Source organism: Affinibrenneria salicis, from assembly GCF_008710095.1.
The window spans coordinates 251,514-272,591 of record NZ_VYKJ01000004.1 but is presented as its reverse complement, the minus strand read 5'-3'; the positions used below and the strand labels follow the sequence as shown (position 1 = coordinate 272,591).

General features: G+C 58.5%; 15 protein-coding genes. 6 read left to right on the top strand and 9 right to left on the bottom strand.

The features are described 5' to 3' along the window. Nucleotides 1–53: 53 nt before the first annotated feature. Nucleotides 54–758, top strand: a complete 705-nt coding sequence (locus tag FJU30_RS10500; RefSeq protein ID WP_150434906.1) for a LexA family transcriptional regulator — start codon at nt 54–56, stop codon at nt 756–758. A gap of 406 nt (nt 759–1,164) precedes the next feature. On the opposite strand, the gene FJU30_RS10495 is transcribed toward FJU30_RS10500, so the two are convergent. The 4 genes from FJU30_RS10495 to alkB all read right to left on the bottom strand — a co-directional run bounded on the left by FJU30_RS10495 (nt 1,165) and on the right by alkB (nt 7,356). Next, nucleotides 1,165–2,598 carry a carbohydrate porin gene (locus tag FJU30_RS10495; protein WP_150434905.1) on the bottom strand — a complete coding sequence of 478 codons (1,434 nt, stop codon included), beginning with the start codon at nt 2,596–2,598 and terminating at the stop codon, nt 1,165–1,167. Nucleotides 2,599–2,795: 197 nt separating this feature from the next. Continuing rightward, nucleotides 2,796–4,055, bottom strand: coding sequence for an MFS transporter (locus FJU30_RS10490; RefSeq protein WP_150434904.1), 1,260 nt, complete (start codon nt 4,053–4,055; stop codon nt 2,796–2,798). A 243-nt stretch (nt 4,056–4,298) separates the two neighbouring features. Continuing rightward, a complete protein-coding gene (locus FJU30_RS10485) occupies nt 4,299–6,425 on the bottom strand; it encodes an alpha-galactosidase (protein WP_150435032.1) in 2,127 nt (708 codons plus the stop codon). A gap of 250 nt (nt 6,426–6,675) precedes the next feature. Continuing rightward, entirely contained in the window at nt 6,676–7,356 is a 681-nt protein-coding gene (gene alkB / locus FJU30_RS10480; RefSeq protein WP_150435031.1) for a DNA oxidative demethylase AlkB, read from the bottom strand. A gap of 705 nt (nt 7,357–8,061) precedes the next feature. Here alkB and FJU30_RS10475 point away from each other — a divergent pair. The 3 genes from FJU30_RS10475 to FJU30_RS10465 all read left to right on the top strand — a co-directional run bounded on the left by FJU30_RS10475 (nt 8,062) and on the right by FJU30_RS10465 (nt 12,241). Beyond that, nucleotides 8,062–10,146 carry a prolyl oligopeptidase family serine peptidase gene (locus FJU30_RS10475; RefSeq protein ID WP_150434903.1) on the top strand — a complete coding sequence of 695 codons (2,085 nt, stop codon included), beginning with the start codon at nt 8,062–8,064 and terminating at the stop codon, nt 10,144–10,146. A gap of 275 nt (nt 10,147–10,421) precedes the next feature. Next, nucleotides 10,422–11,033 (top strand): TetR/AcrR family transcriptional regulator, encoded by a 612-nt coding sequence (locus FJU30_RS10470; RefSeq protein ID WP_150434902.1) that lies wholly within the window; start codon nt 10,422–10,424, stop codon nt 11,031–11,033. Nucleotides 11,034–11,050: 17 nt separating this feature from the next. Further along, on the top strand, nt 11,051–12,241 hold the full coding sequence (locus tag FJU30_RS10465) for a multidrug effflux MFS transporter (protein WP_395858536.1): 1,191 nt from the start codon (nt 11,051–11,053) through the stop codon (nt 12,239–12,241). Nucleotides 12,242–12,262: 21 nt separating this feature from the next. On the opposite strand, the gene fdhE is transcribed toward FJU30_RS10465, so the two are convergent. The 5 genes from fdhE to FJU30_RS10435 form a co-directional block, all read right to left on the bottom strand. Beyond that, the gene (fdhE, locus tag FJU30_RS10460) at nt 12,263–13,189 is read right to left on the bottom strand and encodes a formate dehydrogenase accessory protein FdhE (protein WP_150434900.1); all 927 of its coding nucleotides are present in this window, start codon (nt 13,187–13,189) and stop codon (nt 12,263–12,265) included. Beyond that, complete coding sequence (fdoI, locus tag FJU30_RS10455) at nt 13,189–13,824, bottom strand: formate dehydrogenase cytochrome b556 subunit (protein WP_150434899.1); 636 nt, start codon at nt 13,822–13,824, stop codon at nt 13,189–13,191. Before fdoI ends, fdhE begins: the two co-directional genes overlap by 1 nt. Continuing rightward, a complete protein-coding gene (gene fdxH, locus FJU30_RS10450; protein ID WP_150434898.1) occupies nt 13,811–14,725 on the bottom strand; it encodes a formate dehydrogenase subunit beta in 915 nt (304 codons plus the stop codon). Before fdxH ends, fdoI begins: the two co-directional genes overlap by 14 nt. A gap of 15 nt (nt 14,726–14,740) precedes the next feature. Continuing rightward, nucleotides 14,741–17,785, bottom strand: a complete 3,045-nt coding sequence (gene fdnG / locus FJU30_RS10445) for a formate dehydrogenase-N subunit alpha (protein WP_150434897.1) — start codon at nt 17,783–17,785, stop codon at nt 14,741–14,743. 997 nt (nt 17,786–18,782) lie between these two features. Then, nucleotides 18,783–19,619, bottom strand: a complete 837-nt coding sequence (locus FJU30_RS10435; protein ID WP_150434895.1) for a 5'-nucleotidase, lipoprotein e(P4) family — start codon at nt 19,617–19,619, stop codon at nt 18,783–18,785. A 497-nt stretch (nt 19,620–20,116) separates the two neighbouring features. Here FJU30_RS10435 and parS point away from each other — a divergent pair, with 497 nt between their 5' ends. Then, complete coding sequence (gene parS / locus FJU30_RS10430) at nt 20,117–20,563, top strand: type II RES/Xre toxin-antitoxin system antitoxin (protein ID WP_150434894.1); 447 nt, start codon at nt 20,117–20,119, stop codon at nt 20,561–20,563. Continuing rightward, a complete protein-coding gene (locus FJU30_RS10425; protein ID WP_150434893.1) occupies nt 20,560–21,021 on the top strand; it encodes an RES family NAD+ phosphorylase in 462 nt (153 codons plus the stop codon). Before parS ends, FJU30_RS10425 begins: the two co-directional genes overlap by 4 nt. Nucleotides 21,022–21,078: the final 57 nt, after the last annotated feature.

The following is a 21,078-nucleotide window of genomic DNA, read 5'->3' as shown; positions in this document are numbered from 1 at the left end:
AAAATCAACAAATAAATGATTGATTTAATCCACATCTTGTTTAAGGTACACTGATGAAAATGGCAGAGCTAACCGAACGTTTGCGCTATCTCATGCGCGAGGAAGGATTGAAACAAAAAGATCTGGCTGAAATGATTGGCACCTCACCTCAGACCGTGAATAACTGGTTAAAACGCGGATCGCTAAGCCGTGAGTCAGCTCAGGCTATCAATGAAAAAACAGGCTACTCGCTGGACTGGCTGCTTAACGGCACCGGCCATCCCAAACCAGAAAGCAGTAATTTCAGACGCTCCCGCCTGCACGTGGCGGAGTGGGAGAGTATCGACAACAATGATGATGAATTTGTGGAGGTTCCATTATTGGGCGTCAGATTATCAGCCGGAGGCGGCGCATATGATGTGGATGAAGATGAGGTCTATGCGCTCCCCTTCCGTTCACAAACCCTAAGGCGGCTGGGTATCCGCGTGGATAATGCCCGGGTGGTCACCGTAATGGGCGACAGCATGGAGCCCAGACTATCGGACGGCAACAAAGTCGCCGTTAACCTGTCGGACAAGGAGATCCGCGATGGAAAGATGTACGCGATTCGCATGGGCGAACTACAGCGCGTCAAAGCACTGATCCGGCGTCCGGATGGCGGCGTTACCGTACGCTCTTACAATCCCGCTTACGAAGACGAGATTGTGACCAGAAAACAGATGGTCAACGGCGATCTGGTGGTCATTGGCCGGGTATGGTGGGTGTCCGCACTGGTATGAAAGGCGCGATCTCCGGCGGCGGCTGGCTCTGCGGCCGACGGAACCCCTTACCGCGGCCGCCCGGCAGCCACGGCGCCGTCAGTAGCGCGGCGTCCTGGTCAGATTCGACACCGCGCCATCCCCCCGCTGCGCAGGCCTGCTAACGCCTGCGCCCTGCCCCTTCCTGCGTATCATAACTTCCATCGCCGCTCACCGTTTATTATTGGTTGAACAACCGATATCGCGCCATGCCGCAAACGATAACTTCGCGCGTCGTTCGGCGCGTCTGGCCGGTAAGCTGGCGCAGGCGCGATTTCTGCGCCAGACCAACCCGGCGCAGAGGCTCGCTAAAAAAGAGGATCGATGATCTGCCGGGTAGCGGGTAGCGCGCGCCAGACGGTAGCCCCGTCAGCGCGCGGCGACGGAATCAGAACAGGTATTTAAATCTGGCGCGCAGGCCGTAGCGCTCATCATTTTCGCCATTCGCCAGTTGGTTATCTCCGTCCTTTTTCAACCATGACGCATAAGCGCCCAGGTACAGGTTGAAGTTATTCATGTCGAAGATATTCGGGATCAAATAAGAGGCATGCAGCGTATGGATATCGTATTTGCCCGGGTTGCTCAGCGTGTCGTTCAGATCGACGCTCGCGCTGCTCAGATCAAACTCTTTAATATTGTTGTGGGCGAAGATATAGCCAAGTTCGAAACCACGCCATAAGGCGTTGGTGCCGACGGTGAAGTCCTGTTCGCCTGATGCATCCAGATAAGCGGTATTGAGGTTGATCTGCACGCCGTCGCGCGGATCGGACGCCAGCGTATTCCAGCCGAAGGTGGCGCCGTAACCGGTGCGTTTCGACTGATCTCGCCATTCGCCGCTGGCGTCGCTATAGCCATAGGCGTTGCGCACCACGTTGCTTTCCATTGCCAGCGCGGCCGACAAATTATCCCCTTTCCAGGCGATAACCGGACGCACGTAAATCGTTTTTTTATTATCTTCCAGCGTATTGCCGTGATAGGCGCTGTCGGAATAGAGCGAGGTGCCGTCCTCAAACAGCGTATTCACCTCCAGATACCAGTTGCCGAGGTATTTACTCAGCATGATGTTGCCGCCGTCGCTGCTGCGTCCGCGCCCTTCCTTCATCATATAGATGTAACCGTAGCCGTCGGCGTACAGATCGTTGGCGGTATTGCCGGAGTATTCGATAAAGGTATCCTGATTAAGCGGGAACATATCGTAAGCTTCGAAGCGCCCGATCTTCGCCTGCCAGTTTTTCTCATTGCCAAAGAAGAACGCGGCGTCGTCGATGCCCATGTTACCGGCCATATTAGCCAGCGGCTGGACGCTGAAACCGGCGTAGTTGCCGTTATTCTGCCGGCGATAACCATCCAGACCGATCAGGATACGTCCGTTGACGTCCCAACGTTCGGCTGCGCCCGGCTTCCAGTTTTTGTTATCCGCACTGGTTTTTAGCGACGTCAGCTGGCCGGAGCGGCTGGCCGTATCGACGTTAAATTCAACATCGCCATACAGTTTTAAATCGCCGTAGCCGTTTAGCGTCAGGGTCGGCGCAACGCGCGTTTCGGTCGTCCGCGCACCGGACGACGACGATGACGAAACGGCGACGACAGCCGGCGGCGGCGAATCGGGCGCGGATAAGGCGGCGGGCGCGGCCTGCTGCGGCTGCGCGGCGAAGCGCTGTTTCAGCTGCCGCACTTCGTCTTCCGCGCTGGTGGCACGCCGTTCCGCCGTTTTTAACCGCTGCTCAAGCTGCGCCAGCCGCTCCTCCACGCTGGCGGTTTGCGCCTGGACGGCGCCGCTCAACAACAGGCTGATGCAGATGGCCAGTGGGGTGATTTTCATCGTATTGCTCCTTATTTTAATAATGGTTTTTTGGTCTGAGAGTGTTATTGCTATCCCTTAACTAATTCCGGCTGCAGGCATATTGCCCCGGGCCGCTAAATGCTATATGCGGCAGAGGATGATCGAGCCTCATTTCTGAGGCTCGATTCAAAACGACAATGTATTACCCTGCAGTCTGAAATAGATTGGCTAACGTTTTATTTCGCCATTTCCGGGATAGGTTTTTTCACCGAATTTCCCGATAACGTAAATGCGGAGATAATGGTAAAGGTCAGGGCGATACAGCCCAGCACCAGGTAAGTATCGTTAAAGCCGATACGATCGTATAAATTACCGGCCATCGAGGATAAAAATATCGACATCAGCTGTTTGGAAAACTGGAAACCCACCAGATAAATCGTGGCCGACAGGCGGGTGTCAAAGGTATTAGAAATATATTTAAACACGCCGATTAATAAGAACGGCACTTCAAAGGCGTGCAGCATTTTCAGAATAATGACTTCCACCACCGACGTCGCGATCGCCGAGCCAAGAATACGGACTGACATAATCGTACCGGCCACCAGCAACGCATTTTTAGCGCCGATACGGTTAATAATCCACGGCGTCAGGAACATGATCAGCGCATTGGCCGCTTCGCCTGCGGTGGTGACAAAACCAAACACCTGGTTGCCCTGTTCCGGCGTAGTGAAAAACGATTTGAAAAAGTTGGCGAACTGCTGATCGAAGACGTCATAAATGCAGGCCACGCCAATCACATACAGCACCAACAGCCAGAATTTACGCCGTTTAAACAAATCGAAGACCAGCTTCATGCTAAACTGCGGCGCGTTGGCGCCTAAGGCGTTCATTACGGTAACCGTCTGACTTTTTTCTGTTTTCGCCATCAGCAGCAGAATCGCCAGAATGATGGCGGCGCCCGACCCCATCCAGAAAACGATATCCGGGTTAACGCTGAACAATATCCCGGCGGTGGAGGCGCAGATCCCCCAACCGAAGCAGCCGAACATACGCGCCTTACCGTATTCGAACGCGCTTTGACGGCTGATGCGTTCAACATAAGCCTCAATTGCGCCGGCGCCGGAGTTAAAGGCGAATCCGATATATAAGCCGCCCAGCAGCGCGCCTAAAATAATATTCACCTTCAGTATCGGCGCGAAGACAAACAGAAAGAACGGCGCGAAGAACAGCAACAGCAGCGTAATCACCCACAGCAGATGTTTTTTTACCCCGAGCTTATCGGATAAAATACCGAGAATAGGCTGGAATACAATGGCGAATAGCGACAGGCTGGAGAAGACTATCCCGGTTTCCGTTTTATTTAACCCAATGACTTCATGCAGCCAAATGGGCAGAAACGGAAAGCAGGTCGCCATAATAAAAAAATAAAGAAAGAAGAAAGAACCGAATATCCAGAAGTTTCGATTATTTTTGTAATAGCACGCGGTAGTATCCATAATTTGATCCCACACTTTAGAGTCAATAATATTCGTTATTTTTCAGATAACGGGCGCAGAAATACCCACGTCATCCCGTTCGCTTGATGCGACAGACTCGTCATGCGTCAAGCTACAGGCGTGATGGCGGCGTTCAAGCCCGCTCCCGGCTGAAATCTATTGAATACAGTTAATATCGGTGCGGGCAGGGTCTGAAAATACCCTGCTCGCGGGTTCAATTATTTTTCTTTCTGTCGCTCTGGATTAAATTTTTGTTAGCTCAATCAGCAATGCGCTTTCCGGCACCACCACCGGCAACGCCAGGCCGGCCTGCATCAGCCAGTCGCCGCTCGCATCAATCGGGTGTCGCAGCCAGGGCGGCAATTCGCGCATACTGCCGCCGCCCTCGCGCACGGTTTTAATCTGCTGGCTATCCAGCAGCCTCACCCGGTAACGCGCATCCGGATCCAGCCCCGGGAAACGCAAATTGCCGGCCAGGGTATAATCCGGCATCTTCAATTGCGCCATCAGGAACACCGCCTGACTCCGATCCCGGCTCACCACGCCGGTCACCTGGACGGTATCGTCCGGCATATCCACGCGCCAGGTGGTGCCGCTGTGCAGCAGCGGACGCAGCTGTTTGTGCAGGCTGACATAGCGCTTATAGCCGGCACGCTCTTCGTCATCGGCCCTTACCGGGTCCAGTTCAATCCCCATATGGCCGAACAGCGCGGTCAAGCCGCGAAATTCGATGGTGTGCTTACGGTGGGTGGCGTGGCAACGGTAGTGGCCAATATGCTGGCCCATCACTTCCGGCGGGAAGAAATAGCTCATCCCGCGCTGAATAGCCTGACGCTCCAGCGCATCGTTATTATCGGAAGTCCAGAAACGGTGCGTGCGCTTCAGCACCTCATAATCAATGCGTCCGCCGCCGGACGCGCAGGATTCGAACTCAACCTGCGGGAAACGTTCGCGCAGCGCATCCAGCAAACGATAGAATTGATGAGTTTGCGCATCGACCGCCAGCTTGCCGGCATGTCCCGGCTGCACCAGCTCGCGGTTCATATCCCATTTCACGTAGTCGATCGGGTGCTCGCCGAGCAGCCAGTTCAACCGTTCCAGCAGATAAGCGAAAACATCCGGATTGCTCAGGTCCAGCACGTACTGGTAACGCCCCGTCGGCTGGCTATAGCCGGGCAACTGAAGCAGCCAGTCGGGGTGAGCGCGGAACAGATCGGAGTCCGGATTAATCATTTCCGGTTCGACCCAGATGCCGAACTCCATGCCCAGTTGTTTAACGTGTTCAATTACCGGCATCAGACCCTGCGGGTATTTCTTCTCGTCCAGATACCAGTCGCCCAGACCGGCCTGGTCGTGATCGCGACCGCGGAACCAACCGTCATCGATGATAAACCGCTCCACGCCTAGTTCGGCCGCCTGCGTCGCCATCTGCATAATGTAGTCTGGGTCGTGGTCGAAATAGATGCCTTCCCAGGTATTAAGGTGCACCGGGCGCGCCTTGTCGTCGGGGAAGCGGATGATCTCTTTACGCAGAAAATCGTGATATTGCTGACTCATACTGTTCAGACCGGCCGTGCCGCAGGCGGCATACACCCAGGGAGTGGCGCAGGATTCCCCCTGCGCCAGGCGCATTTCGCCCGGCAGATAAAGCGCCTCCGCCTGCACCACGCGACGACCGTCGGTTTTCACGTCCGCGCGCAGGCGATGGTTGCCGCTCCAGCCCAGGTGTACGCCCCACACGGCGCCGCGCTGTTCGGTAAAACCGCTTTCCCCGACCACCATGGCCGGAAAGTATTCGTGCGAACTGCGCCCACGACGGCTCTCCTGCAGATAACCGCCGTGTCTGAGCGGCACGCGATGCGGCTGAAATTCGCGCAGCCAGCGACCGTGAAACGCCATCACCTCGTCGGCGCGCTCCGGCACCGGCAGGGTTACCGCCAGGCGATCCAATTGCCAGGCATCGCTGCTCAGATTCTTCAGCGTGTGGCGCACCTGCAGCACGCCGGTGCGCGGATGCAAACGTAATTCGCTGGTGAGCGTTAAACCGGCCAGTGCGTCTTCACTGACCAGCGTCAGCGCGTGATCGTCGGATTCGACGCTGACCGTGTTAAAAATCGGCGCGGCGTGATAACCATTGCGGTGTCCTTCGATCCCCGGCGCGCCGAACTGACCGCGGCCATATTCCATCGCCAGCGTCAACGGCGTGTCGACATCCAGCCGACCGTTCGGCACCGGACGCTGGATGGCGATCACATCCTGCGGACTAAAGCCGCGTAATGTCGGCCCCCAATATAAAATTTCCGCATCGGGCGCGCAGCGGACAATCACGTCGGTGTTGTCGCTGGTTAAACGGATCACTTCGCTACTCATCATCTACTCCATAACTGCCTTCGTTTTGATGATTCATAGTGGATCCGAAACGTTTACGGCGGCAACCGAAACGTTTTGGATTTGTGATTGCGTTAAAAGAAATTAACTTTGCCGACGGCAGCACCAGACAGAAAAAGAATGCGCGCGCCAGTATTTGCATATTGATGCCGAAGGAAAAATTTCGTCGCCGCGATGCTCAGACGGCAGTCAGCCGCCCGTCGGGATGAGAGCAAAAACCGGGGTATGCCGCTCAGAGGTCATCGCGCGCCGGCGCGACGCGCCGAAAAGTTAAATTGTAGCGGCGGCTCTCGCGCAACGGCCAGGGCGGCGCCTGATCTTTGAGCGGCAGCACACCGTGATAGTACAGCCGCGACGGGCCGCCCCACACCACCACATCGCCCTGACGCAGCGGCACGCGCCGACAGGCGTCGTCTCGCCGCAGGCCGCCGAACAGAAAAGTCGCCGTCAAACCGAGAGAAAGGGAAACGATAGGCTGAGTGAGATCCGGCTCATCCTTATCCTGATGCAGGCTCAGACGCGAACCCGGCGCATAACGGTTGATCAGGCAGCTATCCGGCTCGAAGCCGTCATAGCCCGCGCCGGCGGCGGCACGCCGCGCCAGATCCCGCAGACGGACCGGTATTGCGGGCCAACGCTGACCGGTCAGTTCGTCGTGGGTTACATAGCGATAGCCCCGCGCGTCGCTGAACCAGCCCCGCTCGCCGCAGCAGGTCATCGCGACAGACATGCTGCGGCCGCCCGGCGTCACCAGATGGCGGAACGGCGCGGCGCTCACCACGTCGCGAATATCGAGCAGCAGCGACTGCACGCCGTCGCCGGCGAAACCGCGCAGAATGAGCGCGCCGGGCGCCAGCGGCTCCTGCCACTGCCGCGGCAGGCTGTCGTCATCGGCAAACAAGTCCCGAATCATCATTGTTGTCTACCCTGAATAATGCGGGTGGCGGAACGCAGCGTTGCCGTGCCGCACAACGCGCCATATCGGCCCTGCACGGCGCGCCCCATGACGAAGCGAGCCACAAAGCCAATGCCCCTCACCCTGCAACTTATACCCATCCGGCTGCAGGCGGCAGCGTACTGATGTTGTTACGCCCCCTTCCATGGACCTGCCGCTGCCGGCACGCCGCCAGCGGCGTGCAAATCCACCGCCGCGGATTGACCGTTTCCCCCGGAACTAACCTGAGAAAACGCCAGGCAATGCTTCGCCTCGCCGCCTTTCCGTAACCAGAATTCTCTACAGTATAACGGGTATATAGCCAAAATAATTCGAGTTGCAGAAAGGCCGGGACGCAGCGACAAATTCGTCGGCAACGAATTTATCCCGCCAGCGGCCGGCTTTTGGTGAGAGACAGAATATCTCTGATTAATCCCCAAAATCCTACCCCGGTAAGCGGCCGGGGCGAGTAACAAAACCACTGCGCCTGCAGCTTAAAATAGGGATGAAGGTATATTTAGCCACATTACGCCGCCGACCTATAGCGCCGCAAACCGGACCGCAAACCGTATCCGACGGCGGCGAAACCTGCTATACCCAATTGACGACGACGCGCGGGCGGCGAGAAACGCCGACAGACAATCCCGTAAGATCAAGGCGATGGCGCACAAGGAGTTTTAAACTATGAATCAACGCAGCCGCGATACGGTTACCGATGCTGAAGATCCCTGGCTCTGGCTGGAGGAGATCAACAGCGAAGCCGCCCTGCAGTGGGTCGGCGAACGCAACCGCGAGAGCCAGCAAAAGCTGACCGGCTCGCCCGACTATGCGACCAGCTATGAACAGATGCTGGAAATACTCAACGCCCGCGACCGGGTTCCTTATATCCGGCGGCGCGGCGCATGGTTTTACAATTTGTGGCAGGATGAGTCGCACCCGCGCGGCCTGTGGCGCCGCACCACGCTGCAACAATACCGGCTGCCTGAGCCGCAGTGGGAAACGCTGCTCGATCTGGATGCGCTGGGACAGGCGGAGAGCGAAAACTGGGTATGGGCAGGCGCCACACTGCTCGGCCCGGACTATCGCCACGCGCTGATTTCCCTGTCGCGCGGCGGGGCCGACGCCCACGTCGTGCGCGAATTCGATATCGACAGCCGTCAGTTGATCAGCGACGGTTTTAATTTGCCGGAAGCCAAATCCGCCGTCAGTTGGATCGATCGCGACACGCTGTACGTGGCGACCGATTTCGGCCCCGGCACGCTGACCGACTCGGGCTATCCGCGCGAGATCCGGCGCTGGCGGCGCGGCGAGCCGCTGGCGTCGGCCAGCACGGTATTCAGCGGGCAACCATCCGACATCAGCGTAAGCGTCAGCATCGACCGCACGCCTGACCGGCGCCGCACCCTATTCTGCCGCGCGCTGGATTTTTACCGCCATGAATTTTTTCTATTGATCGGCGATCAGCCCGCCGAAAAAATGCAAAAGTTGACCATCCCCGCAGACGCCATGCCGGACATCTGGCGCGACACGCTGCTGCTGCAGTTGCGCAGCGACTGGCAAATCGGCGCGACGCGCTATCCGGCCGGCGCGCTGCTGGCCTGCGATCTGGACGACTGGCTGAGCGGCGCCCGCGAGTTTCAGCCATTGTTTACCCCCACTGCCGGCCGATCGCTGTCCGACTATATTTTGACCCGCGAGCACATTATCCTGAAGATTATGGATAACGTCGCCGATCGGCTGGAAAAGTGGCATAAGGCAGACGGCATTTTCACAGGCGTGGAAGTGGACGCGCCCTACCCGGTCAGTCTGGATGTGGCCGCGCTGTACGACCCGCAGCTGGCCGACGATCCGCTGGCCGAACACTATCTGCTGGCCTGCACCGACTTTATTACGCCGACCTCGCTGTACCTGGCCACCAGCGCCAGCGACGATCGGGAGCGGCTTAAGGCCGGCGTCGCGCGTTTCGATGCCCGGGGCATGCGGGTTGAGCAGCGCTTCGCCGTTTCGGCGGACGGCACGCGGATTCCCTATTTTGTGATCTGGCCGCGCGACGCCCGGGAGGACGGAGATAATCCGACGCTGCTCTATGGCTATGGCGGCTTTGAGATCTCGCTAACCCCCTGGTATGCCGCCAGCTACGGCAAGGCGTGGCTGGAACGGGGCGGCGTGCTGGTAGTGGCCAATATTCGCGGCGGCGGCGAGTATGGCCCGGCCTGGCATCAGGCCGCCATCCGCCAGCACAAACAGCGCAGCTACGACGATTTTATCGCCGTGGCGCAGGATCTGATCGACCGCCGCATTACCCATCCGTCCCGTCTCGGCATTCAGGGGGGCAGCAACGGCGGTTTGCTGGTGGGCGCGGTGCTGGTCCAGCGGCCGGAGTTGTTTAACGCCGTGCTGTGCCAGGTGCCGCTGCTGGATATGCGGCGCTACCATCGTCTGCTGGCCGGCGCCGCCTGGATGGCGGAATACGGCGACCCGGACGAGGAACAGGACTGGCGGACCCTTGCCCGCTACAGCCCATACCATAACCTGCGGCCAGAAACGACCTACCCGCGCATTCTGTTCACCACCTCAACGCGCGACGATCGGGTGCATCCCGGTCACGCCCGCAAAATGGCGGCCCGCATGCTGCAACTGGGGCAGGATGTGCTGTATTACGAGAATACCGAGGGCGGGCACGGCGGCGCAGCGGACAATCGTCAGCGCGCTCACCTGCTGGCGCTGGAATTCAGCTTTCTGTGGCAACAGCTGGGCGATCGGCGCTGAAAGCGCGATCCGCGCCTGAGCGCAGGACCGTCGGTCCGGACGTGGCCGACGGTTAAAGATTAAACCGTTTACAGCGCGTCGGTTCCTCGTCTATAATTGAGAATGAACGTTCATTCTCAATTATAGACGGAATAAATCAGGTTGCCGAAACGCCGCCGGAGAAAACGCCAGGAACGAGTCGGATAGCAGAGCCAACGCGCCTGCCGCCTGAGCATGATGAATACAGGGTTATTACCGGCTGGCCGCAGTGGTCGGCTAAGACAAGGGGCGTCGGCATGACATCACATCCCGCCGCGGCAATGGCGGATAAAAAAGCGAGCAAAATTCATGCGCGACGCGATCAGATTGTCGCCGCCGCCCGTCAGTGTTTCCGCCAGTCGGGCTTTCACGCCGCGGGTATGGCGGAAATTGCCCGCCGTTCTCAACTCAGCGTCGGGCAGATTTACCGTTATTTCGTCAATAAAGATGCGATTATCGAAGAGATCGTGCGGCGTATCGTCAACAACCGAATACAGATCCTGACGCTGGCCGACGACCATGCAGCGCAGATGGCGCATGAACTGGCCTTGCGCATTCTGGCGGGCGATGAAGCCACGCGCGAAGACGACCGCGCCCTGATGCTGGAAGCCAGCGCCGAGGCCACGCGCAACCCGAAAGTCGCCCATATCCTGCAGGAGGCGGATGCGCGCTTGTTTCATCAGGCCAGCGCCATGCTGCGTCAGCGCTACCCGCAGCTCAGCGCGGAACAAATCGCGGCCCGGGTGGAGCTGGTCGCCGTTTTATCCGAAGGCACCGCTTTTCGGGCGTTCACCGCGCAACAGGCCTCGCCTGAGGCGCTGAATCAGCTGTATCGGCACCTGCTGCAACAACTTTTTCCTCCAGCGTAATATATATGAGTCAATCTATGTCTAAATCATCGCGTCTTGGCTATGCCATGGTTCTGGGGTCGCTGGCCGCCCTCGGCCCACTCTGCACCGATCTCTACCTGCCCGCCCTGCCGGAAATCGGCAGCGAACTGACGACGTCCACCGCCGCCGTCCAGCTCAGCCTGACCGCCGGCCTGCTAGGACTCGGCGCCGGCCAGTTGGTATTCGGGCCGCTCAGCGACAAACTGGGCCGCCTGCGCCCGCTGCTGCTGTCGCTGATCGTCCTGCTGATCACCTCAATCTGGTGCGCGCTGGCGCAGGACATTCACCAGCTGATTATCGCACGCTTTCTGCAGGGCGTGGCCGGCGCCGGCGGCGCCGTTTTGTCGCGCGCCATTGCGCGCGATCTGTACGCCGGTCACGAACTGACCCGTTTCTTCGCGCTGCTGATGCTGATTAACGGTCTGGCGCCGATCCTTTCGCCGGTGCTCGGCGGGCTGATGCTGGGCATGATGAGCTGGCGCGGTATTTTCATCGCGCTGGCGGCGGTCGCCGTGCTGCTGTTCGCCAGCACCCTGTGGCGGCTGGGCGAAACGCTGCCGGCCGAACGGCGCATGTCGGGCGGCGTGGGAACGCTGTTCTCCTCGCTGGCCCGGTTACTGGGCGACCGCCAGTTTATGGGGCTGTGTCTGACTCAGGGGCTGACCGGCGCCGGCATGTTCGCCTATATCGGCGCGTCGCCGTTCGTCCTGCAGGAGATCTACCACCTCAGTCCGCAGATGTTCAGCGCCTGTTTTGCTATCAACGGCGTGGGACTGATTATCGCGGCGCAACTGTCGGCGCACTTTAGTCAGCGCTGGGGCGAGATGCGCGTGCTGAAGCTGGGTCTGGCGATCGCCGCCGTGTCCTCGCTGCTGCTTACTCTGGCGAGCTGGCTGCAGGCGCCGCTGGTGTGGCTGCTGGTGCCGCTGTTCTTTACGATTATTATCGTCGGCATCGTCGGGCCGTCCGCCTCGTCGATAGCGATGCAGAGTCAGGGCAAACAGGCGGGCAGCGCGTCGGCGCTGATTGGCGTCAGTATGTTCGCATTAGGGGCGATCAGCGTGCCGCTGACCAGTATCGGCGGCACTTCGGCGCTGTCGATGGCGCTGATTATTTTGCTGTGCTACGGGCTGGCGATCGCGCTGTTCCTCTGCCTGACGCGCAGCCGGACGGCGCCGGCATTGTAACCCCGGCGTCGGCCGGACGCATCAGCCGGCCTCGCCGGGAAACAGGAAGGGATTGATGCTGCTGCGGGAAAAACCTTCCTCTTCCATCTTCATATCCAGCACCAGCGTGGCCAGATCGTCGGCCACCGCTTCCACCCGGTGGTCCTTCTCCTGATACAGCAGTTTCAGATAGGTGCCGCAGTCGCCGCAGCTTTCCGCCTTAACCGCCGCCTGCTCGCTGTCCAGCGACCAGTAATCCAGATCGCCGGACTGCTCGCAGTTGCTGCATTTCACCCGCACGATGTGCCATTCGCTTTCGCACAGGTTGCAGTGCAGATAGCGCAGGCCGCTGGCGCTGCCCAGTTGCACCACGCCCGAAACCGGCAGACTGCCGCATACCGGACAAAACTGGCGGTGGCCGCCCGCTTCCGCCCGCGCTTTGCCGGGGATTTGACTGGCCATCTGCGCCCAGTACAGCGATAGCGCCGCCCAGACAAAGGGCGCGTTATCGCTGCCGACGCGGACAAACTGCTGGGTCAGCAACGCGTCGGCCATCTCTTCCAGCGCCTGCGCCGGGAATTTGCGCAGATTTTCCAGCGTCGCCAGGATCGGCCCTTCGGCCTCCGGCATCAACTCTTCGATCAGCGCCAGCAGCAGCGTGCGCCAGTGCGGGCCGCGCGGAAAGGTGGCGGCGTCCAGCGGCGGGCGGCCGCCGGCTTCGCTGAGGATCGCGCCTAAATCGATATGCAGCGGATGGTCGTGCAAGACCTTTTGCTGCGCCTGCGCCACGCCGGCGGCGAACAGCAGATAGTCCGCCAGCGCATTATCCTGCGCCAGTTCGCGCAGGCGCTCGGCCCGGTTGCTGTACAACCCTTTTAGATTGGCGAACAACAGCGGCGGAATGCTGCCCACCGTTGAGGACGGGTCCTTCTTTTCCAGCTGCTCCTGGGCAACGATACGAATAGTCATCAGGGCTGTTTTTCCTGTTGCTTGCGCTGAATCTCACGATACCAGCGCGGATGGTGTTTTTTCGCCCACGCCGCCGGCACCCAGCCTTCCACCATCGCGGTGATGGTGCCTTTCACCCACAACGCCGCGTAGACGTGCACCATAATCACCAGGATCAGGCCGACGGCCGCCACCGAATGAGCGAGCAGCGCCAGCCGGATCACAACGATCGGGAAGGCGTCGGCAAAGTAAGGACGCCAGATCACGATACCGCTGGCCAACAGCAGCAGCAGACTGCAGATAGCCAGCCAGAATACGCACTTCTGACCGAAATTGTAGCGCCCGGTATCGCCCACTTCCTCATTCAGCGCGATTTTATGGATATTTTTCGCCCACAGAATATCGTCCCGGTTAATCAGGTTATGTTTCCAGTAGCGTAAAAACATCAGCAGAAAGGCCGCGAACATCACCACCCCGACGAAGGGATGCAGGATGCGCGCCAGCTGCGGCGTACCGAAAATGCCCATTAGCCAGTTAAACGAGGGGAAGAAGAAGCCTAATCCGCTGACGGCCGCGAAGACAAAGCAAAACGCGACGATCCAGTGATTAATCCGCTCCGGCGCGCTGTAGCGCTGAATACGTTTAGTCTTTTTCATGCTGTGTTTCCTCCGGCTGATGCTCCCCGGCGTCTTCGTCTTGTTCCTCAACGCGGTTGGGACCAACGCCAACATAATGGAATACGCTGGCGGCAAAGGTGGCGGCAAAACCAATCGCCGCCAGCGGCTTCCAGATACCTTTCCAGAAGGTCACGGTCGGGCTGATCGCCGGGTTATCCGGCAGGCCATGATACAGCTGCGGTTTGTCGGCATGGTGTAGCACATACATGACGTGCGTCCCGCCGACGCCCTGAGGATCGTATAAGCCGGCGTTATCGTAGCCGCGGCTCTGAAGATCCACCACGCGCCGGCCGGCCAACGCTTTCATTTCGTCTTTGGTGCCGAAATGAATCGCGCCGGTCGGGCAGGTTTTCACGCAGGCCGGTTCCTGGCCGACCGTCACCCGGTCTACGCACAGCGTGCATTTGTAAACCCGGTTATCGTCCTTATTCATGCGCGGCACATCGAACGGACAGCCGGCGATACAGTAACCGCAGCCGATACAGTGTTCCGACTGAAAATCGACGATACCGTTGGCGTACTGAATAATCGCCCCTTCCGACGGGCAGGCCTTCAGGCAGCCGGGATCGGCGCAATGCATGCAGCCGTCCTTGCGAATCAGCCACTCTAGCCGGCCATTTTCCTCCACTTCGGAAAAGCGCATCACCGTCCAGGATTTGGCCGACAAATCGGTCGGGTTGTCGTAGACGCCGACATTGTGGCCGACGTCGTCGCGAATATCGTTCCATTCCGAGCAGGCGACCTGACAGGCTTTACAGCCGATGCAGGTGGTGACGTCGATCAGTTTAGCCACTTCCTGCTGGTGGTCGCGCGCCTGGGGCGGCGGGGTAAATGAGTTTGTCGCAGAGCGACGGATAACATCCTGAGATTGCATGGCCATAAAAGTTCTTCTCCGCTACGCCTTTTCCACATTGACCAGAAACGCTTTGTATTCCGGCGTCTGACTGTTCGCGTCGCCGACGTGCGGCGTCAGAACGTTTGCCATAAAGCCTTTCTGCGTGGTCCCCTCAAAACCCCAGTGACAGGGAATCCCGATCGTTTCGACCGGCTGCCCTTCAATGGTCAGCGTACGGATGCGTTTGGTAACCACCGCCTTCGCTTTGATATAGCCGCGCTTGCTGCTCACTTTCACCATATCGCCTGCCTGGATATTTTTCTGCCGCGCCAGCCCCTCGCCAATCTCGACAAACTGCTGCGGCTGCACAATCGCGTTCAGACGCGCGTGTTTAGTCCAGTGGCGAAACAGCTCGGTAATGGAATACGTGGTGGCGACATACGGGAAGTCGCTGGCCGATCCCATGCGCAGGCGATCCGATTCGTACAGCCTCATCGCCGGGTTGGTCATGGTCTTCGGATGCAGCGGATTGCTGGCCAGCGGCGACTCCACCGGTTCATAGTGCTCCGGCAGCGGGCCGTCGGTCATTTTATCGATGGCGAACAGCCGGCCCAGCCCTTCCTGCTGCATGATAAACGGCCCGACGCCGCTGCCCGGCGCCGCCGTGCTGTAGTCGGCGATATCCACGCCCTGCCAGCGCTGGCCGTCCCAGCGGATCAGTTCGCGTTCGGGATCCCACGGGCGCCCCTGTTCATCCGCCGAGGCGCGGTTGTACAGAATCCGCCGGTTCTGCGGCCAGGCCCATGACCAGCCCGGCGTATTGCCCAGGCCGACATCGGTATTATCGCGGCGCGACATCTGATTGCCCTGCTCCGTCCAGCAGCCGGCATAGACCCAGCAAAAGCTGGCCGTGGTGCCGTCATCGCGCAATTGGGCGAAGTTATCCAGCAGTTGACCTTTCTTCAACAGCTGCCGGCCTTGATCGTCGAACACGTCCGCCAGCGCATAGCCGTTGCCCTCGCGCGCCAGCTCTTCAGCGGCCGGGTCATGCGGATCGGCATAGTTCCACGCCATGTTCAGCACCGGCTGCGGATTGGCGCCGCCTTCGCGCGCGTACATCTCGCGCAAGCGCATGTAGATGCCGCCCAGAATCGCCCCGTCCTGACGCGCTTCCGCCGGCGGCTCCGCCCCACGGAAATGCCACTGCAGCCAGCGGCCGGAATTGACGATCGAGCCGTTTTCTTCCGCAAAACAGCTGGAAGGCAGGCGAAACACTTCGGTCTGGATCTGCGTCGGATCGACATCGTTCAGTTCGCCGTGGTTTTGCCAGAAGTTGGAGGTTTCCGTCGCCAGCGGATCGATGATGACCATATATTTTAGCTTCATCAGCGCCTCGCGCGCCCGGTTGGAATCGGCGAAGGCGGCCATCGGATTGAACCCCTGCACGATATAACCGTTGACCTTGCCTTCCAGCATCAGACGCGAATAGCTCAGCGCGTCGTAGCTTTTATCCCATTTAGGCAGCCAGTCGAAGCCCCAGTCGTTGTCTTTTCGCGCCTTGTCGCCGTACAGGCTTTTCATCAGGCTGATAAAAAATTTAGGCGTATTTTTCCAGTAGTTGACCTGATCGGCCAGTTGGGTCGACGGCGTGATATCGGTCAGATAGCGCTGCAGCGTGGTCTGTTTTTCGGAGGGCAGATCCATATAGCCCGGCAGGCGCAGCGACAGCAGGCCGAGATCGGTATAGCCCTGAATATTGGAATGACCTCGCAGCGCGTTGACTCCGCCGCCCGACATGCCGATATTGCCGAGCAGCAGCTGGATCATGGCGGCGGTGCGGATCATCTGCGCGCCGCTGGTGTGCTGAGTCCAGCCCAGCGCATACAGGAAGGTCGCCGTCTTATTCGGCGCCGCGGTGTCGGCCATAACCCGACAGATGGCGAGGAACTCCTCTTTCGGCGTGCCGCACACATCGGCCACCACCTCCGGGGTATAGCGGCTGACGTGACGCTTCAGCAGATGCCACACGCAGCGTGGATGCGTCAGCGTGGCGTCGCGCCGGGCGAAGCCGTTTTCATCCAGATCATACTGCCAGGAGGCGCGATCGTACTGGCGCGACTGCGCGTCGTAGCCGCTGAACACGCCTTCGTCGAAGGCATAGTCGTCGCGCACCAGCAGGCTGGCGTTGGTGTACGCCTTGACGTACTCCATCTGCACGCTATTGGTGCTCAGCAGGTAGTTCACCATGCCGAGCAGAAAGGTGATATCCGAGCCGGCGCGAATGGGCGAATACATATCGGCGACGGAGGCGGTACGGTTAAAGCGCGGATCGACGACAATCAGTTTGGCGGCGTTGCTGGTTTTAGCCTCGATAACCCATTTAAAACCTACCGGATGCGCTTCGGCCGGGTTGCCGCCCATCACCAGAATCACGTTGGCGTTTTTAATATCGACCCAGTGGTTGGTCATCGCGCCGCGGCCGAAGGTGGCGCCCAGCGCCGCAACGGTCGGTCCGTGGCACAAACGCGCCTGGGTATCAATGCCGAGCATGCCGAGCGAACGGCTGAAGCGAAAATCCAGCATGCCGGTTTCATTACTGGCGGCGGATGAGCACAGCATACCGGTAGTCAGCCAGCGGTTGACCGTCACGCCGGCGCTGTTTTTTTCTTCGAAGTTGGCGTCGCGATCCCGTTTCATCAGCCGCGCGATACGTTCGAACGCGTCGTCCCAGCTGATGCGTTGCCACTTATCCGAGCCCGGCGCGCGATACTCGGGATATTTCAGACGCTGGTCGCTATGAATATAGTCAATCAGGCCCGCGCCCTTCGGGCACAGCGAGCCGCGGCTCACCGGATGATCGGGATCGCCTTCGATATGGAAAATGGATGAACGCGCATTTTTGGCGCCGTCGCCCATACTGTACATTAAGATGCCGCAGCCTACGGAACAGTAGGTACAGTTATTACGCGTCTCTTTTGCCCGCAGTAATTTATACTGGCGAGTTTCCGCCAGCGCCACGGCCGGAGCGAAGCCCAGCGCGGTGACCGTGGTGCCGGCCATTCCACCTGCGCAGATTTTAAAGAATTGCCTTCTGCTGATCTGCATAGAAACTCCTCACCCCACATTGCTTATAAAAAAATAAACGACAGGTTGTTTTATTTATTTTCGTACAAAAAAAGAACACCGGGCATAAAGGCCCGGTAAATCCTGTTAATTTGCGCGGGTATTATTGCTCCGGGGAAAAAAAATCTCAAACAATTATCCGCATAATAACAATTGCATCACATTAGCGCGTTTTTATCTCAATCCGCGCGGCGTCAGATAATTAAATCCAATGCTTATCATTTGCATTACCTTTATCGTTTAAGCATTAATAATCGCTATGTTTATTTTTATATAACGACTAAAGGTATTGTCACGGCGAAATACAATAATTAGCGCGGTACGTTATCTTGATCTTGTTTATTTTAATTACCAAAGAAATAATATTTATCTGAAATAATAATTAAATGGAATTATTAATATAGCCAAAATAATTCGAGTCGCAGAGAGGCGGTGATGCCGCGACAAATTCGTCGGCAACGAATTTGTCCAGCCATTAGCTGACCTTCGGCGAGAGACAGGATGTCTGTCATTAATCACCGGGAGCTTACGACAGTAATTGACCCGAATCAGAGGCCAATCTGCCGGCAGCGGATTTGAAGCGCTGGCGGCGCGGATCCCACGGATGGGACGAGTAACAAAATCAATGCGCCAGAAGCCATGAGGCCATTAAGCCAGAGGCATGAGCATGAGCATGAGCATGAGCATGAGCATGAGCATGAAGCATGAAGTATGAAGTATGAAGCATGAAGCATGAAGCATGAAGCATGAAGCATGAAGCATGAAGCATGAAGCATGAAGCATGAAGCATGAAGCATGAAGCATGAAGCATGAAGCATGAAGCATGAAGCATGAAGGGTATACACGACGGCGCAGAAGCGGCGAGCAATACCGGCGGCCCGGCAGGGGCTGAATGTAGAATGGTGGACGCGCGTCCACCGCCCGTTCATCCCCGCGCAGACGGCGGGGAGCGATACAGCGGTAGCCGCAGAGGCGACGCTTATTGGCCGTTCCAGGCGCGGATGGCCTGCTGACGCACCTGCAGTTTTTGCTGCGGCGCCTGTTGATTGTAATCCGCAGCCAGACCGCTTTCCCAGTCGCCGTACAGCGGATTGGGCAGCACGATGTACTCAGTGCCGAACTTGTCCTGATTGGCGCTGACAAACGCCGCCCGTTGCGCGTTATCTTTATGGTAGGTGGCGGCGCCGAAGTCGTTCAGATTGTCGCCGACGTAGACCACAATGTCGTAACCGGCGTTTTTGATGCTATCGAAGCGGGCCTGTTTGTTCGATGTCGTCTGGTTAAGCAGTACGGTTTTTTCCGACATGCCGGTAAAACCGAGTTTCTGCATATTGGCGACGGTGGCGGCGTATTCAGACTGTTTACGGTTGGAGACATAGAACAGAGTGCCGCCATGGCTGTTGACGTGGCTGGCGAACGGCACCGCTCCCGGCACCGCCAGAGCCTGACCGGCCTGCGACCATCTGGCCCAGCTTGCGCCGTCAAACGGCTTGCCCTGCTGCGCCTGCCAGCCGGAATACGCGCTGTTATCCAGCATGGTTTCGTCCAGATCGACCACCACGGCTTTTTTCCTGCCTTTGGCCGGCTTTTTAGCCTGATCGAAAGCGCGTTGCGCGCTGTTGAACGCCTGGTGCGCCAGCGCCCGATATTCGCCCGACTGCTGGAACCAGTTGAGCGCCAGCACCGACTGGTCCGCCAGCCGCCGTTGCGCCTGTCCCTCATCCTGATGCGGTGCGGCGCAGCCGGCCAGCGCGAGCAGCGCGATACCGACGGCGGCGCGCAGGGAAAACGTGTTGAGACATATTTTGGTCGTCATGAAGGAATAACTCTCTGTCTGTGAGTGTGGGGCCAGGACGTGGAGCCGCCGGGATAACGCGAGTGGTTTGCAGACCAATGGGGTTGCTCAGTGCGAAACGGTGCCCGCCATCCTGGCATTGAACAGGCGCATAGCGCGCCGTTTTCAGCGCCCCGCTGCCGGCGCGCTTAACTGAGGCGACAGTCTGGATCCGTTTTCGGCGCAAGACAAGTCTGCCCGTTAGCGTGAACATAAGCCGAACGCCGTCGGACGCGACGAACAGCAAAGATAATATAAAAAAAAATTTAAAATCAATACATTAATCAAGTTACCCCGTAACTTTTTCTTTCAATTTTCCTTTCTCGTGCGGCGAGCCGGCGGCGAAGATCCGGTTCAGCCGCCCGGAGAGACATTCGCCGACGGCGTAGCGGGAACCTGACCCTGACGCCGGACGCGCTTGCCAGAACCTGACATTTGTCTATAATCAGTACGGACAAATGACACAATCGGAGGCCGCAATGAGAACATACAGTCCCGCGCCCGATCCCATCGATAATGCGCTCTGGCGCTATGTCGGTTTTCCTGCCAATCGCGGGCGCGAGCTAACGCTGGCGCTGAAAGCCGGCCTGTCGGTGGATGTGCTGGACAATATCCATCGCTGGTCGGAAATGTCGAAATCCGAGATCCTGCGCATCACCGGCATCAATGAACGCAACATCTCGCGGCGTAAAAACGCGGATCGCACGCTCTCGCCGGAAGAAAGCGAGCGGATCGCCCGATTTGTGCGGGTGATGGACGCCGCGGTTCAGCTGTTCGACGGCAATAAAGATGACGCGTATCACTGGATGCGCAATCCGGCGAAGGCGCTGGGCCAGGTCTCTCCCGCCTCGCTGCTGTCGACCGAAAGCGGCGCGCTCGAAGTGCTGGACCTGATTGGCCGGCTGGAGCACGGGGTTTTTGCGTGATCCTGTATCGCCTGACGAAAACCGTACATGCCGCGACCGCGTGGAGCGGCTATGGCGCAAGCGAATACGGCGGGCGCTGGAACCACAAGGGCTATCCGGCGGTGTACGTGTCGGGCTCCATTGCGCTGGCGGCGCTGGAAATTCTGGTGCACGTCGGCAAGGAATCGATACTGAATAGCTATTCGCTGTTTAGTATCGAAATAGATGATGCGGATATTCAGCTGCTGGATAATGCCGCCCTGCCCGACGACTGGCGCCGCGATCCGGCCCCCGTCGGCACCATGGATATCGGCAGCGGCTGGCTGCAGGCCGGCGATTCTGTGGCGCTGATCGTTCCTTCCCGCATCGTACCCCACGAACGGAACGCCATCATTAATCCGCAGCATCCGTCGTTCGGGCGCTATCGCGCCAGCATCCGGCAGATGGATTTTTCGTTCGACTCGCGGCTGACGCGATAATAGCGCGGATTAAGACGAACTCAGGCTCCGGCTGACCGAGCGCGGCAAACGCGTCCT